This is a genomic window from Alicyclobacillus acidocaldarius subsp. acidocaldarius Tc-4-1 (genome assembly GCF_000219875.1).
Lineage (GTDB): Bacteria > Bacillota > Bacilli > Alicyclobacillales > Alicyclobacillaceae > Alicyclobacillus > Alicyclobacillus acidocaldarius_A.
On sequence record NC_017167.1, the window covers coordinates 1,016,452 to 1,031,659 of the forward strand.

The window sequence follows — 15,208 nt, forward strand, 5'->3', positions numbered from 1 at the left end:
GGGCGAGGCCGCGAGAGGCGGCCGAAATGGACCATGAGGAGGGATTGGGCATGGCGAAAGTGCTGCCGGACATGGAAGAGTATCAGTATGGATTTCACGATCCCGACATCGCCGTGGCGAAGCTCGACAAGGGATTGTCGCGAAAGACAGTGGAGCAGATCTCGATGATGAAGAACGAGCCGGGCTGGATGACGGACTTCCGCCTGCGCGCGTTTGAGATCTTCCAGCAGAAGCCGATGCCGACATGGGGCGGCGATCTCAGCGAGCTGAACTTCGACGACATCACGTACTACGTGAAGCCCACGGAGAAGAAGGGGCGCTCCTGGGACGAAGTTCCGGAGGAGATCAAGCGGACGTTTGACCGCCTCGGCATCCCGGAGGCAGAACAGAAATTTTTGGCGGGCGTTTCGGCGCAGTACGAGTCGGAGGTCGTGTACCACTCGATGCGACAGGACCTCGAGAAGATGGGCGTCATCTTCATGGACACGGATAGCGCGCTGCGCGAGTACCCGGAGCTGTTCAAGGAGTACTTCGGCACCGTGGTGCCGCCTGAGGACAACAAGTTTGCGGCGCTGAACAGCGCGGTGTGGAGCGGCGGCAGCTTCATCTACGTGCCAAAGGGCGTCCGCTGTGAGATCCCGCTTCAGGCGTATTTCCGCATCAATTCGGAGAACATGGGTCAGTTCGAGCGCACGCTCATCATCTGCGACGAGGACAGCTTCGTCCACTACGTGGAGGGCTGCACGGCGCCGATTTACAGCACCAACTCGCTGCACAGCGCGGTGGTCGAGATCATCGTGAAGAGCGGGGCGCGCTGCCGCTACACGACCATTCAGAACTGGGCGCCGAACATCTACAACCTGGTGACGAAGCGCGCCGTGGCGTACCGCAACGCGACGATGGAATGGGTCGACGGCAATATTGGATCGAAGCTGACGATGAAGTATCCGTCGGTCTACATGATGGAAGAGGGCGCGAAGGCGATGGTGCTGTCCATCGCGGTGGCCGGCCGCGGCCAGCATCAGGACGCGGGTGCGAAGGTGGTTCACCTGGCGCCCAATACGACCTCGACCATCGTGTCGAAGTCGATCAGTAAGCACGGCGGCAAGACGACGTATCGGGGGCTTGCGAGCTTTGGCCCGAACGCGAAGGGCGCCAAGGCGAACATCAAGTGTGATACGCTGATCCTCGACGACAACTCGACGTCGGACACCATTCCGTACAATGAGATCATGAACGACGACGTGACGCTTGAGCACGAGGCGTCGGTGTCGAAGGTGAGCGAGGAGCAGCTCTTCTACCTGATGAGCCGCGGCATTCCGGAGGAAGAGGCGACGCGCATGATCGTCATGGGCTTCATCGAGCCGTTCACGCGCGAACTGCCGATGGAGTACGCTGTGGAGATGAACCGGCTCATTAAACTGGAGATGGAAGGTTCGATCGGCTGATGGCTTGGATCAAGGTGGCGAACGTCTCCGAGATCGGCGTGGGAGAGATGAAGCGCGTCGAGCTGCCCTACGACGACGTCGCCATTTACCACGCCGAGGATGGATTTTACGCGACGTCGGACGTGTGCACACATGCTGCTCAGTCGCTCACGGAGGGCCGACTGGAAGGACACATTGTGCACTGCCCGCGTCACGGAGGAAAGTTCGACATTCGCACGGGAGAGCCGAAGGCATTCCCGTGCGTGATTCCGCTGCAGACGTATCCGGTGGAGGTGCGCGGCGGAGAAGTGTGGATCGACGATGAAAGCTGATCCGTCCGTCGATTCCGCCCTCCGCGCTCGACGCGGAACGGAGGGATAACTTGAAGATTTCGAGCCGTACGGAATACGGACTCCGGGCCATGGTGGCGCTTGCCAGAATGGCGGGGCATGAGCGGCCCGTGCCGCTCCGGGCCATTGCAGAGGCGGAATCCATTCCGGAGCCGTTCCTAGATCAGATCATGGCGAAGTTGCGCCGGGCGAATCTGGTGACCAGTGTTCGCGGCGTGAATGGTGGGTATCATCTGAGTCGGCCGGCGGAGGAGATCTCGGTTGGAGAGCTCGTTCGGGTGCTGGAAGGGTCGCTCGCGCCCATCGCTTGTGTCGACGACGCCGACCCCGACAGCGCGTCCTGCGATTTGTACGCTGGCTGCCACGCGAGGAGTGTGTGGGTGCGGGTGACCAAGGCCATCGCGCGAGCGCTGGACCAGCTTTCGCTCGCCGACGTCATGCACGACGATGTGCCGCTTCAGGTGTAGAAGCGGCACATCGTCGTTTCTGCGTTTAATTCGTAAACCCGAGATCGAGTTTGGGCAACTGCTGGATTTGTTCGACGGCCTTGTCTCGCTCGTGGCACGCGTCCAGATATGCAAGGTAAACCTGTTTGATGGACGGGTGTTTGTGGAGGATAACAGGATCGACCAGCAAGTGGTGTTCGTCTGCGTCATACGAAATGTGGTTGCTGGGATTGTATCCGCAGTCGCGCATTTCGTTGAGCAACGCCGCCAGCGTGTCCTTCACCCGGAAATGGGCATTGGACCATGCGTCTGAGCGGTAGACCTCCATTTCCGCAGCCCCCCTTCATGCCGTCTTCCCGTGTAAATAGGCCATCTTATCACCAGTATACTGCGCCGGACGGCAATCCGCCAGTTTTTCCATGGCACGAGGGGCAGGTCAAGAAGGTCGGTGCGCGACGGTCCGCCTTCACCGGGCGGTGCGCAGGCGGGTGTGCAAGACGCGCGGCACGAGAGGAGTGAGCGCCGCGCCGCCTTGTGCGCGTTTAGATGCTCCGGGGGATGAAGGTCTCAATGCCGACGACGACGACGGCCACCCAAAACAGCACCCAGAAAAAAGTCCGCAATGGAATGCGCCTCCTCTGCTTGTCATCGGACCAAACTACGGGTATTGTAGCAAATCGGATGGGCAAGTTCATCCCGCGCCCAACTGGCGTGGGGTGAAGATGGTTCGGCACCCGGCGGCCTGCGCAGCCGAGCCGGGGATTGGGGGCATGTGCAATGGCCAAACGGAAACCCTTGAAACGGCGGGATGACGACGGGCTCGACAAGCCCGCCTATGCGCGGGGCGAATCCACGCCTCAACGCCAGGAGGAACAAGATACGCCCAAACGTTCGACGGTGCAGTTGGAGGAGGCCCTCAAGGGCGACGTGGCGGAAAAGCTCCTCGCGCTGAGGGCCTCGCTGGAGCCGAAGGAATCGAACGAGGGGGCGCTTCGAAGACCTGAACGTCTTTCGGCAAGGAAGGCCGATGAAAGACGTGCGGAGGCGGACGTGGAGGAGGAGTTGTCCTTCGAAGAGCTGCTCAATCCGCGTGACGACAGTGAGTCCTTTGCGGCGCTGTTGGAGCAATCGAAACTCGATTGGCGCTTCTTCAAGGGCGACGACTGAGAAGGGATTGTGACTCATGTTGGAGGCGTCTTACGTTTCGCTCGCCTCGGCCGCGTTTCGAGCCGCACGCGCGGCGGGCGATCACATGATCAGGCGCTATCGGACCGAGTTGGTGGTGGAGACGAAATCGTCGCTGGCTGATGTGGTGACCGACGTCGATCGCGCCTGCGAGGAGGCGATCCGCCATACACTCTCCGACGCGTTTCCCCATCATCGCATTCTGGGGGAAGAGGGCGTCCGCCCCGGGCGGGAAGCGGCGGTCGAAGCCCTGGCGGACTGTCTCGACTGTCCGGACCTCTGGATTGTAGATCCGCTGGACGGCACCACGAATTTCGTCCACCAACTGCCCCTGAGCGTGGTCTCCATCGCGTATGCGCGCGATGGAGAGGTGCGCGTCGGCGTCGTCCTGGATCCGTATCGAGGCGAGTGGTTTTACGCGCTCCGCGGCCAAGGCGCGTATGCCGCGGGCCATCGCGACGTGGAGGCTTGGCTCGCCGCGCCGTCCGAGGATTGGCCGGGCAAACGCATGCGCGTGTCCGGCGTGTGCGATTTGCGGCGCGCGGTCATGGCGACGGGGCTCCCCGTTCGGCACCGCGATCGAACGCGTGTGATGCAACGAGCCGCAGACGTGATCGCCGAAGTCAAGAGCCTGCGAACGCTTGGAGCAGCCGCGTTGCACCTGGCTTACGTGGCCGCCGGGCGCATCGATGTCTTCTGGGAGTTCGATCTCAACGCCTGGGACATTGCGGCCGGGGCGCTTTTGGTTCAGGAGGCGGGCGGTGTTATCCAGTCGATGGAAGGCGAGCCCTATTCGCTCCGCGTGCGGGACGTGTGCGCGGGGTCCGATGGCGAGATGCTCCGGGCGCTCGGGGCTCGTCTTGTTTCGGAATAACCCAAGGCCATCAGTCGTGCCAAGGATGGGGATGAGGGGATGGACATCAAGGAGCGCGCGAGGGCGCGCGTCGAAGAGATAGGAGCGTTGCCGGTGTACCGCGATCGCCATCTGACGCTGCTCACGGACCTATATCAATTGACGATGATGTACGGCCACTTTCGGGCCGGCCGCCACGAGACCCGCGTGGTGTTTGACCTCTTCTACCGGAAGAATCCTTGCGGCAACGGCTACGTGATTGCGGCGGGCCTCGAACAGGTGGTGTGGTACATCCACAACCTCCGCTTTTCAGAGGACGATCTCGCCTATTTGCGGTCGCTCGGCATGTTCTCCGAGGACTTTCTTTCCTATTTGCGCCATTTTAGATTCCGCGGCGACGTGTACGCGGTCCCGGAGGGCACGGTGGTCTTTCCGAACGAGCCGCTGTTGCGCGTGGAGGGGCCTATCGCGGAGGTTCAGCTGATTGAGTCGGCGGTCCTTGCGTTCATCAACCATCAGAGCCTCATCGCGACGAAGGCGCGGCGGATCGTCGAGGCGGCGAGGACGAACGTCAGGCACCCTGGGAGCACCGTGATTGAGATGGGGCTCAGGCGGTCGCAGAATGCGGACGCGGCCATTTTCGGCGCGCGCGCGGCGTTCATCGGGGGCTGCGTGGCGACCAGCAACGTGCTGGCGGCGCAGGCCTACGATATCCCGGTGGCGGGCACACAGGCGCACAGTTGGATTCAGAGCTTCCCCAGCGAGTACGAGGCGTTTCAGGCGTACCGCGCCGCATTCCCGGACAACACCGTCCTGCTCGTCGACACGTACGACGTATTGAGGAGCGGCGTTCCAAACGCCATCCGCGTCGGTCTGGAGATGAAGGCGGCGGGTCAATCCCTCAAGGCCATTCGAATTGACAGCGGCGATCTTGCGTATTTGTCCAAGCGGGCGCGCCAGATGTTGAACGACGCAGGGCTTGCGGATGTGCAGATCATCGCGTCGAGCGATCTCGACGAGTACACCATTCGCGATCTTCTGACGCAAGGGGCCGAGATCGACGCCTGGGGCGTGGGCACGCGGCTCATCACGAGCGAAGACTGTCCGTCGCTCGGCTGCGTGTACAAGCTCGTCGCGCAGCAGTTTGGCGATCGCATGGAGCCGAGGATCAAGATCTCAGAAAACCCCAATAAGATCACAAACCCTGGGAAGAAGAAGGTGCTGCGCTTGTACGTGAACGGATCGGCCACGGCGGACCTCATCGCGCTCGACGAAGAGGTGTACGATCCGGCCGAACCGCTCGAACTGTTCCATCCGATTCACACATACAAGCGCAAAGTGGTGCAGAACTACGAGGTGGAGGAACTGCTTCGCCCGGTCTTTGTCGGTGGCGAGCTGGTCTACGAGCTCCCGACGGTGCAGGAGATCCAGGCGCGCGTGGAGGAGCAGCTCTCCGCGTTCTCGTCGGAGGTCAGGCGACATCTGAATCCGCACGAGTACCACGTGGACCTGTCCAAGCCGCTCTGGGATTTGAAGCAGCGGCTGTTGCACGAATGGCGGCGATAGGACACGTGAAGCGTGCCCTGCGCCGGGCGTTCGGGTATCATGGAGACGAGGGGGCGAGCGTATGGAGGTCGTCAAAATTACGCCGCGCGGCTACTGTTACGGCGTGGTCGATGCGATGGTGATCGCCAAGCGGGCGGCCGAAGACAAGCGCCTGCCGCGGCCCATCTACATCCTGGGCATGATTGTACACAACCAGCATGTGGTGGACGCGTTTGCGCGCGAAGGCGTGATCACCTTGGACGGCGCGGATCGCCTGTCGCTGCTCGAGAAGATTGATCATGGGACGGTGATCTTCACCGCGCACGGCGTGTCCCCAGAAGTCAAGCGGAGGGCGCGGGAGAAGGGCCTGACGGTGCTCGACGCGACTTGCCCAGACGTCAACCGAACGCACGAGCTGATCCGGGAAAAAGTAGCGCAAGGGTACGAAATTGTCTACATTGGGCGGCGGGGTCATCCCGAACCGGAAGGAGCGATGGGGGTCGCGCCAGGGCACGTGCACCTCGTGGAAAACAAGGAAGACATTGAAGCGCTGTCGCTTCAGACGGATCGGATTGTGGTGACCAATCAGACCACCATGAGCCAGTGGGACACGCGCGAGCTCACGGAGATGGTGTGCCGCAAATACCCCACGGCCGAGGTGCACAACGAGATCTGCCTTGCGACGCAGTTGCGACAACAGGCGGTTGCGGAACAGGCAGGGCAGGCCGACGTGTGCATTGTCGTCGGGGATCCACGCAGCAACAACTCCAACCGCTTGGCCCAGGTCGCGGAGGAGATTGCCGGGGTGAAGGCGTACCGCGTGGCGGACGTGACCGAGATCAACCCCGAGTGGCTGATGAACGCCAAGCGGGTAGCGGTGACCTCCGGTGCGAGTACGCCGACCGCCGTGACGAAAGAAGTCGTGGACTACCTGGAGCAGTTCGATCCGGCCGATCCCTCGACGCATCGTCCGAAGCGCACGCTCGACCCGAATCGCATTCTGCCTGTGTTGCGAAACGAACGCGTTCGCCAGGGCGTGGAGCGGGAGGCGACATGACCCGTTGGCTTTGGGGAGTGGCGGTGGCGTGCCTGGTCGTGTCGATAGGGCTGTGGGCGTGGCGGCTGCGCGTGCCGAAAGGTGCGCGCGGCCGTGGATTTCTCACGTTCTTCACATGGCTTTGCTGGTTGGGGTTTTGTCGCTCGCCGGCTACGGCGTGGGATTTGTGGCGGGGGATCGCGGTATCAACCTGCTTCACGTCCTGCACATTTCCCGCTAATGTCGAGTATGGGCGAGGGGAGCGGTGGGCGTGTCGGAAAACGTATCATGCGGTGTGCAGTTTTTTTCGGCGATGTGTGAAGGAGCTCAAAGGTTCGTTGGGCGCAATTTCGGGATAGCGCTTTCATTTCGACAAGAATCGAAAAAATTTTGCGCAGAGGGAATCTCGAGGTTCGACTAACGGACACAGGGTGATATAATAGCTCCGAGGCGGCGCGGAATTGAAAGAAAACTTTACATATTTAAAATGGGAGGTGAATTGGGGGGATTGCACGACGGCGTGCGAGAGGTTCGTCGCGCAGGGCGCAAAGGCATGGCTCAAGGTGTTTGAAATGGGGTTTTTGCATCGAATTTTCACATTTGATCAACAAAATGCGCCATGCGTGGGACAAGAGCGGAGGATGAGCTGAGGAGCGCCGCAGAGATTTCGGAGCCCAGACATTACGACGTTAGGGGGATGCTTTTTGCAGCAAGGCAAACTTCGAAAACAACTCTCTCTGATGGATCTCACGTTCGTCGGATTGGGGTCCATTATCGGGTCCGGGTGGCTGTTCGCGTCCGCGAGAGTCGCTTCTACTGCAGGGCCCGGCGGAACGCTGAGCTGGCTCATCGGCGCAATTGCGGTCATCCTGTTGGGCCTGGTCTACGCGGAATTGGGCGGTTCCATTCCGCGCGCGGGCGGTTCCGTGCGCTACCCGCTGTATTCGCACGGGCCCCTCATTGGGTATTTGCTCGGGTTTGCGTCGCTCGTCGCGTTTTCCAGCGTTGCAGGCATTGAGGTGGAGGCAGCTCGCCAGTACGCGACGGCCTGGTGGCCTCAGCTCACCCAGCCTCAGAGCAGCAATCCGACAGTGCTCGGATGGTTTGTGCAGCTGGCGCTTCTCGCGATCTTCTTCGCCATCAACTACTTCGGCGTCAAGCTTTTCGGGAAGACGAACACCATCATCACGGCGTTCAAGTTTATTGTGCCGGTCATCACGGTCATCACCCTCCTCACGCAGTTCAAGGGCGTGAACTTCCATTCGCACGGTTTTGCGCCTTTCGGATTCTCGGGCATTGAGGCGGCGGTTTCCACGTCCGGTATCATCTTTGCGTATCTCGGGTTCCAGCAGTCGGTGGGCTTTGCGTCCGAAGCTCGCCGTCCGCAGCGCGACGTGCCCATGGCGATTATCCTGGCCGTCGTGTTGTCGGCCGCCCTCTACGAGCTGTTGCAAATCGCGTTCCTCGGCGCTGTGCCTGCGGATAAGATTGCGCAGGGCTGGGCGAATGTCGACAACGTGTTCAAGCTGCCGTTCCATGACATTGCGGTGGTCCTTGGCTTTACGTGGCTTGCGTGGCTCATCCTGTTTGACGCCTTCATCTCGCCCTCGGGCACGGCGAATATCTACCTGTCCGCAACCACGCGCGTCATCTTCGGTTGGGCGCGCAACCGGACGTTCTTCAAGGTCTTTGGCAGCGTCGACGAAAAGACGGGCGTTCCCCACGCTGCGCTGTGGTTGGCATTCGTCATGGCGATTTTCTGGACGCTGCCGTTCCCGTCTTGGGGCGCGATGGTCAACGTCGTCTCTGCCGCTACCGTTGTAACGTACGTCGTAGGTCCGGTTTCCGCGCACGCGTTTCGTCGGACGGCGCCGGATTTGGAGCGCCCGTTCATGCTGAAGGGTATGTCCGTGATTGGTCCGCTGTCCTTTATCGTCGCTTCGCTCATCGTGTACTGGACCGGCTGGAGCACGGATTCTTGGCTCCTCGGCTGCATGCTGGTGATGTTTGTGCTGTACGTCATCTTCCAGCGCTTCGTGCCGAAGGACGTGGTGAGCTTTGGCGATCAGCTGCGCGCCAGCTGGTGGCTCGTGGCGTACTTCGTCGTCATGATTTTGCTCTCCTATCTCGGGACGTTCGGAGGAATCAAAGCTATTCCGTCTCCTTGGGATCAAATCATCGTCGTGGTGGTGTCCATCGCGCTCTACTACTGGGGTGTGAACTCGGCGCTGCCGAAGCCGGTGTTTGACGATGATCAGGTCGCGGAAGAGGACATCAATGCGGCTGTGATTTGAGACGGATCTGTGGGCTCGGCCGATCTTTGTATCGGTCGAGCTTTTTTGCTGCGCTCAGGCGGCGAGCATGGATCTGGCGCAGTACAATGGGAGATGCCGTTCAGTCAGGTAGGAGGGGTCACATCATGGAGATCTTTGCACAGCGGAGAGCCCGACTTGCGAATTTGTGTGTGGAATGCGGCTGGAAGTACGCCGTCCTTACACATCCCGCCAATTGGCATTATTTCACAGGCGTTAGGCTGGAGGCGGGCGAGCGCCTGGCGTGTCTCGTCGTCTCGGACCATGGATCGGCAATTGCCATCGCGCATGAGATGTTCGCCGCTGGGGTCGAGCGGATGGGCGTCCCATTTGAGCTGTGGCGCGACGGGGAAAACGCGCACGCGCGCCTTGCGGACCGACTTGCCGAGGGCTCGAGGGTGGGGGTCGACGGCGGCCTCCCTGCTCACCATTTGATTCCTCTGATGAGGGAGGCACGCCATTGTTCATTTGACTTGGCCGATACCGCCATCGCGAGCCTGCGGATTCGGAAGGACGCGCGCGAGATCGAGCTCCTCTTGGAGGCTTCGCGGCGGGCGGATCGAGCGGTCGATCTCGTCCGAGCTCACATCCGGCCCGGGGTCTCGGAGCTCGAACTGGCGGACAAACTTGCGCGCATCTGGCGGGAGGTGGGCAGCCCCGGCATGTCGTTTCCGCCCATCGTGGCGGCGGGAGAAGGTGGAGCGGAACCGCATCACGAGCCCGGCGCTCGGCGCATCTCGCCTGGAGACGTCGTCATTGTGGATACGGGGGGCTTCTGTGAGGGCTACGTGAGCGACATCACGCGAACGTTCATCCTCGGCCAACCTTCGGCGGAGTTCGCGAAGGTGTACGATGCGGTATTGCGGGCCAATCTCGCAGCCATCGCTGCCGTGAGGCCGGGTGTGAAGTTTTGTGAGATCGATCGCGCCGCACGGCGTGTGATCGAAGAGGCGGGATTCGGCGCCTACTTCACGCATCGCACCGGGCATGGGGTCGGCCTCGATATTCACGAGCCGCCGTTTGTGGACGCGTCGAACCACACCGAGGTGGAACCAGGGATGGCCTTCAGCATCGAGCCAGGGGTGTACTTGCCAGGGAAGTTCGGCGTTCGCATTGAAGATCTGGTCGTCGCCACGGAGGACGGAGCTCTCGTGCTGAATCGGGCTCCGAAACGTCTGGAGGATGTGATACTTTCGGTGGAGGTGTGAAGGTGTGAGGGAGGCGTGAGCGACTTCACGCCTCGTCCGTTTCTTCTAACTGTGCAATGGGCACGGCTGCTGTCTCACCCGTCATCTGCCGGATACCCCAGGCCATGACCCCTTCGATGGCGGTGACCGTGAGGCGGTCGTACTCCTCAGCGATGCGGTATGTGCGCCCAATCTCGATGTGAACGTCATCTTTGATTTCGTAACTCTTCGCGAGGTACCAGCGGGTCATGTAGATTTCGTATTCGCTCCAGTTTTCACGCTCATAGGCCTCGCGGCCTTTTCGCTGCAGTTCAGCCATCTCCCGCCGCAGTTCTTCCTTCGACATCTCGCTGTACAGCATCACGTCATCACTCTTTCACGCATCGGCTTGCAAGTCGCCGCGAACGAACAGGTGCAGCGTGTCTCCCGTCATTATAGCCGCTGTGACGTGAAGCCGGTAGCGCTTTGTGCCGACAGGGACGGTTTGGACGTTGAGCACGGCCGACGGCATGTACGGGTTGTCGTAAAGCAGTTGCATCGGCTTTCCCAGCAGAAAGGAGAGGCTCGCGAGGGTCTGACGGCGGATGGCCGTCTGGACCTCGGGTGGCGTGTTCGGAGGGCACTCGACGAGAATGCGCCGAAGCGCGCGCTTGCCGGGTTCCGATTGTTCTGCGATGAGGAACTGGTTTTCCGTCTCCAACTGATCAATCGCCTGTCGCAAACTGTCGACCTCCATGTGCATGCGATGCAGGTCGCGCGCGCTGTACACCGTGGCCGCGAGGAGGCCTGTGAGAAACGACAGTGCGGCGATCGCGGCGGTGGATCGAACGCGGCTCATGACGAGGATCGCCCCTCCGTGAGCCATTGGATGACGATGTAGCCCACGTGACAGCCAAGAAAGGCGGCGAACAGGTAGATGAGCTGGCGGACCATGGGGCCGATGTGCAGGCCGAACACGCCGCGATCGATCACGCGGAGGACGTCCATCGAACCGCCGAGCGCCGCCACGATGGCCCACACCTTCAAATCGGAGGCGAGCGTGTTCATGGCCGCCTGCGGATCGTGATGCGTGAGAAGTGCCGCGAGTCCGCCGAACAGCGCCCCGCCGATGACGAGCCCCATCGAGACGAGGAAGTCGAGCACACAGTTTTCAGCGATGCTGTTCCACAAACCCAATCGCCTCCGTGGACGAGGCTTTGCTTCATCTTACGCGGCGCGCGCATCGCGCATGTGCAAAACCCTCGGCTTTCGGCCCATCATAAGAGGTGTTATGATCAAAAGACAGGACATAACAGGAACGGGGGCGCGCCGATGGATCGAATCGCGCCAGAGCGAATCGACAGGGGCACGGGGCGCGAGGTTGGCCTGGCGGACGCCCTGCGCGCGTGGCAGGCGAGGGCGGTTGATCTGGCCCGGATCATCGTGAAGCAGGGCGACGTGGTGGCCGTGGCGCACGGAGAATGGATGACAGGGCGGGAGGTCGCGCTGTGGCTCCGCCAGATGGCGCAAAGGAAAGTGGCGGGCTTTCCATCGGGGGAAGCCCGCTTCGTGGCGCGCTGGGTGCCCGCGTGGACCTCAGATGCGCTCTTCGCGCTTCGCTATCGCCTCATCTCGTATGCCACACGTGGCACGTTGGCCAAGGTGTATCCATCTCCAGCAGACGTCGATGCGCTGTTGATTCAGCTCGTGGACCGCGAACTGAGGCGGCGCATTGTGGACGTGGAACTGCGCACGCCATCTGGGAACGGATACAGCGTGATGTACCGGGGGAAGAAGGAAGCGCTCGCCGCTTGGGCGCGGGCGCTCGTGAGGGCGCCGCGTTTTCTGGCGGATGGTTGGATTGTGAGCAGGGAGTGCGAACGGGCTCTGGAAGGGTCGGGGTGGGGCCGCGCGGATTTCGACGACGACAGCGGGCGGATCGCGTACGATCTCGTCTTTTCGCTCGAACCGCCGGGCGAGGATGTCGGTGGAGAGTGGGTACTCCGCTTTGAACTTCGCCATCGTTGGACCGGCGAGCGAATTCCGCTTTCGGCGTACTGGCAGTCGCCTTCCCGGGAAATGGCCGCAAACGGGGATGTGCTGGTGGCGCCAGAGCGCTTTTTCCTGCCGAAATTGCGCGAGGCGGCGCGGCTGTGTCCCGCCATTGCGCGGGCCCTCTGCACCCCTGCACCCGCACGGGCCGTCCTCCATCCCGACGAAATGGCCCGGTTTGTATCACAGGAGCTTCCGGCGCTGCGCCGCGCATCGTTCGTTGTGGAGACGCCGGCGCTCGAGGCGGCGCGGGACATTCGGATCCGCGTTCGACTGGAGCGCATGGACGGCGGCGCTTCTCGCCGCGGAGGCGGGCGAAGAGCGGCGGGGATGCCGAGGTTTTCCGCGGATGCGGTCGCGCGGTTCGATTGGTCGGTCGTGATCGACGATCACACGCTCACGCCCGAGGAGTTTCGAAGGATGGTAGAACGGCAAACGCCGCTCGTGCAGGTGGCCGGGGCCTGGCGCCTTGTGCCGCTGGCCGATCTGCTGCGCCAGGTCGAGGCGCTGCCTGAGCGCGGCCAGGAGGTTGGCCCCCTCGAGTGGATGCGCGCGCATGCGTTGGCTGCACACGACGGGCCAGGGAAGATGGAGGTGGACGCAGAGGGGCCGCGCGCCGTACAGTGGATGGACGTGTGGGCGCTCGGCCGGGATGCGGAGCCGGAACCGCCGCCAGCCTCGCTTCGAGGAGCCCTGCGTCACTATCAGGAGCAGGGTTACGCGTGGCTCATCCATCTGAGAAAGCTCGGCATCGGCGGTTGCCTGGCGGACGACATGGGCCTCGGCAAGACGGTGCAGATGATCGCGTACTGGCTTCGGGTCAAGGAGCGGGGCGAGGCGTCGGGACCTCATCTCCTCGTCTGCCCGACTTCGCTGGTCGCGAACTGGAAGGCGGAGATTGAACGGTTTGCCCCTGATCTCTCGGTGTACGTGCATCACGGGCCCGCCCGGAATCTCGACCGTGCCTTTGCGGACCCTGTCGATCTCGTCATCACCACGTACGGGACGCTTCTTCGGGACGGCGAGGTGTTCCGCCGGCGGGCGTTCGACTGCGTCACCATCGACGAGGCGCAGGTGGTGAAAAACGCCTCGACGCAGCAGGCGCGAGCGCTTCGGGCGTTGACGAGTCGTCACCGCGTCGCGCTCACGGGCACGCCTGTGGAAAATCGGCTCGATGAGCTGTGGTCGCTCATGGATTTTTTAAATCCTGGCTACCTCGGATCGCTGCGCTGGTTTCGGACGACATTCGGTTCCATCGCGGAAGGGCGGGATCTGAGCGGCGTGCGCATGCGCCAACTGCAACTGCTGCTTCGCCCGGTGCTTCTGCGCCGCCGAAAGAGCGATCCGGCGATTGCGCCGGAGCTCCCGGAGAAGTGGGAAGTGGAGGAGCGCGCGCTCCTGACGGCCGAGCAGGCCGCGATATATCAGGCGTTGGTGGATCAGATGTTCGCGCAGATCGCGCGTGGTCCGAGTGCCATCGCGCGAAGAGGCGCGATTCTGACCACGTTGCTGCGGCTCAAGCAGGTGTGCGATCACCCGGCGCTCATCTCGGGCGGGCGGCCATCTGCCAAGCGGAGCGGGAAGCTGCGGAGCCTTTTGGATCTCCTGCGCGTGGTCGTGGACGGCGGGGAGGCCGCGCTTATCTTCACGCAGTTTCGAGAGATGGGCGAGATGTTGTGCAAAGCGGTGGAGGATGAACTCGGATTTCGGCCGCCTTTCCTGCACGGCGGCATGTCCGCCAAGGCTCGGGGCGAGATCGTCGAGCAGTATCAGACCAAGCGAATGGCGTCGCCCGTGCTCGTCCTATCACTGCGAGCAGGGGGCGTGGGGCTGAATCTCACGCGGGCCAATCACGTGTTTCACTACGATCGATGGTGGAATCCGGCGGTGGAAGATCAGGCGACGGACCGCGCGTACCGGATCGGCCAGTCGCGGGGCGTGGAAGTGCACAAGATGATCTGCGCCGGGACGCTGGAGGAGCGAATTGATGAGATGCTGCGGGCGAAGCGGGCGCTGTCCGACGTGGTGAGCCGCGTGTCGGAGGACTGGGTGACCGAACTCGACGACGAGGCGCTGTATGAGTTGTTTGCGTTGAACCCGGTCGACGTGATGGAGGAGGATGCGCCGTGAAGCGCGGTCCGTACGCGTCGCGCTGGGAGCCCGTGCTGGTCGAGGTGGATTCGTCTCACCTTCGCGCCGCTACGCGCCTGGCGATGTCGGGAGCGGTGCGCGCGACCGCGTGGGACGGCGCCGGCTGGCGGGCGGTGGTGGAGCGGAGCGGCACGCGCCGCGCCTTCGACGTGTGGCTGCCCAAGCTGGCGGATTACGCGGGGCACGCGCGAGACGTGGCGCGCTGGCTCGCGTTGCGCCCCGATTGGCTCGCGGCGCATTACGCGGGGGAGTGGGACGAGTCGTTTCTGGAGTTTCTATCCGCGCATCAGGTGGAGGTGGTGCCGACGGGCGAGACGGCGGCTCGGCTGCGCGCGCTGTCCACCTGCACCTGCGAGGAGATGGATCCGCTTTGCCCGCACGTCGTGGCGGTGCTCCTCGCGTTCATCTGGGAAGCGGACACATGCCCGCTGGCGGCGTTTCGGCTGGTCGGGATCGAAGTGGACCAGTTGCTCGATCTCGTCCAGGAGGAGACGGCCGCGCTTGCGGGTGATGCGGGGGCGCCAGGGCACACCGATGTTCCTGAGGCGGGCGGGAGGGATGGGGCCTGGAGTCCCGAAGAATGGTGCAAAGATGCGCCGGTTCGGCCGTTGGGGAGGATGCGGCCCATCGTGAGGTGCGAGATTCGCCCATGAGGGCGGGTCTTTTCTTTTGCTCAAAGATGCGA

The 15,208-nt window shown here is 62.4% G+C and carries 15 protein-coding genes; 11 read left to right on the forward strand and 4 right to left on the reverse strand.

What is annotated here, in order from left to right; translation table 11 throughout:
- Positions 1 to 50: 50 nt before the first annotated feature.
- Genes sufB through TC41_RS04630 form a run of 3 tightly spaced genes read left to right on the forward strand, consistent with a single transcriptional unit; the run spans position 51 to position 2,244 of the window.
- Positions 51 to 1,448, forward strand: coding sequence for a Fe-S cluster assembly protein SufB (sufB, locus tag TC41_RS04620; protein WP_041695046.1), 1,398 nt, complete (start codon positions 51 to 53; stop codon positions 1,446 to 1,448).
- Entirely contained in the window at positions 1,448 to 1,759 is a 312-nt protein-coding gene (locus TC41_RS04625) for a non-heme iron oxygenase ferredoxin subunit (protein ID WP_014463855.1), read from the forward strand. Before sufB ends, TC41_RS04625 begins: the two co-directional genes overlap by 1 nt.
- 50 nt (positions 1,760 to 1,809) lie before the next feature.
- The gene (locus tag TC41_RS04630) at positions 1,810 to 2,244 is read left to right on the forward strand and encodes an RrF2 family transcriptional regulator (protein ID WP_041695047.1); all 435 of its coding nucleotides are present in this window, start codon (positions 1,810 to 1,812) and stop codon (positions 2,242 to 2,244) included.
- A gap of 25 nt (positions 2,245 to 2,269) precedes the next feature.
- On the opposite strand, the gene TC41_RS04635 is transcribed toward TC41_RS04630, so the two are convergent.
- The gene (locus TC41_RS04635) at positions 2,270 to 2,551 is read right to left on the reverse strand and encodes a hypothetical protein (protein WP_012810377.1); all 282 of its coding nucleotides are present in this window, start codon (positions 2,549 to 2,551) and stop codon (positions 2,270 to 2,272) included.
- Between the two features lie 449 nt (positions 2,552 to 3,000).
- On the opposite strand from TC41_RS04635, the gene TC41_RS04640 reads away from it, so the two are divergent.
- From TC41_RS04640 to TC41_RS04675, 6 genes are all read left to right on the forward strand, one after another.
- A complete protein-coding gene (locus TC41_RS04640) occupies positions 3,001 to 3,390 on the forward strand; it encodes a DUF3886 domain-containing protein (RefSeq protein WP_014463859.1) in 390 nt (129 codons plus the stop codon).
- 16 nt (positions 3,391 to 3,406) lie between these two features.
- Positions 3,407 to 4,282, forward strand: a complete 876-nt coding sequence (locus tag TC41_RS04645) for an inositol monophosphatase family protein (RefSeq protein WP_014463860.1) — start codon at positions 3,407 to 3,409, stop codon at positions 4,280 to 4,282.
- 39 nt (positions 4,283 to 4,321) lie between these two features.
- Entirely contained in the window at positions 4,322 to 5,827 is a 1,506-nt protein-coding gene (locus tag TC41_RS04650) for a nicotinate phosphoribosyltransferase (protein ID WP_014463861.1), read from the forward strand.
- 61 nt (positions 5,828 to 5,888) lie between these two features.
- Complete coding sequence (locus TC41_RS04655) at positions 5,889 to 6,863, forward strand: 4-hydroxy-3-methylbut-2-enyl diphosphate reductase (RefSeq protein WP_014463862.1); 975 nt, start codon at positions 5,889 to 5,891, stop codon at positions 6,861 to 6,863.
- 719 nt (positions 6,864 to 7,582) lie between these two features.
- Positions 7,583 to 9,136: an APC family permease gene (locus tag TC41_RS04670; protein WP_014463866.1), complete on the forward strand. Its 1,554-nt coding sequence runs from the start codon at positions 7,583 to 7,585 to the stop codon at positions 9,134 to 9,136.
- 125 nt (positions 9,137 to 9,261) lie between these two features.
- Positions 9,262 to 10,362 carry a M24 family metallopeptidase gene (locus TC41_RS04675; RefSeq protein WP_014463867.1) on the forward strand — a complete coding sequence of 367 codons (1,101 nt, stop codon included), beginning with the start codon at positions 9,262 to 9,264 and terminating at the stop codon, positions 10,360 to 10,362.
- 25 nt (positions 10,363 to 10,387) lie between these two features.
- On the opposite strand, the gene TC41_RS04680 is transcribed toward TC41_RS04675, so the two are convergent.
- From TC41_RS04680 to TC41_RS04690, 3 genes are read right to left on the reverse strand one after another with little or no spacing between them, the layout of a single operon-like run.
- A complete protein-coding gene (locus tag TC41_RS04680) occupies positions 10,388 to 10,702 on the reverse strand; it encodes a DUF1811 family protein (protein WP_041695049.1) in 315 nt (104 codons plus the stop codon).
- A 15-nt stretch (positions 10,703 to 10,717) separates the two neighbouring features.
- Entirely contained in the window at positions 10,718 to 11,179 is a 462-nt protein-coding gene (locus tag TC41_RS04685) for a hypothetical protein (RefSeq protein ID WP_014463869.1), read from the reverse strand.
- Entirely contained in the window at positions 11,176 to 11,511 is a 336-nt protein-coding gene (locus tag TC41_RS04690) for a YtrH family sporulation protein (RefSeq protein WP_014463870.1), read from the reverse strand. The genes TC41_RS04685 and TC41_RS04690 overlap by 4 nt, the downstream gene beginning before the upstream one ends.
- Positions 11,512 to 11,652: 141 nt before the next feature.
- On the opposite strand from TC41_RS04690, the gene TC41_RS04695 reads away from it, so the two are divergent.
- Entirely contained in the window at positions 11,653 to 14,502 is a 2,850-nt protein-coding gene (locus TC41_RS04695; RefSeq protein WP_014463871.1) for a DEAD/DEAH box helicase, read from the forward strand.
- On the forward strand, positions 14,499 to 15,176 hold the full coding sequence (locus TC41_RS04700; RefSeq protein ID WP_014463872.1) for an SWIM zinc finger family protein: 678 nt from the start codon (positions 14,499 to 14,501) through the stop codon (positions 15,174 to 15,176). Before TC41_RS04695 ends, TC41_RS04700 begins: the two co-directional genes overlap by 4 nt.
- The last annotated feature ends 32 nt before the right edge of the window (positions 15,177 to 15,208 follow it).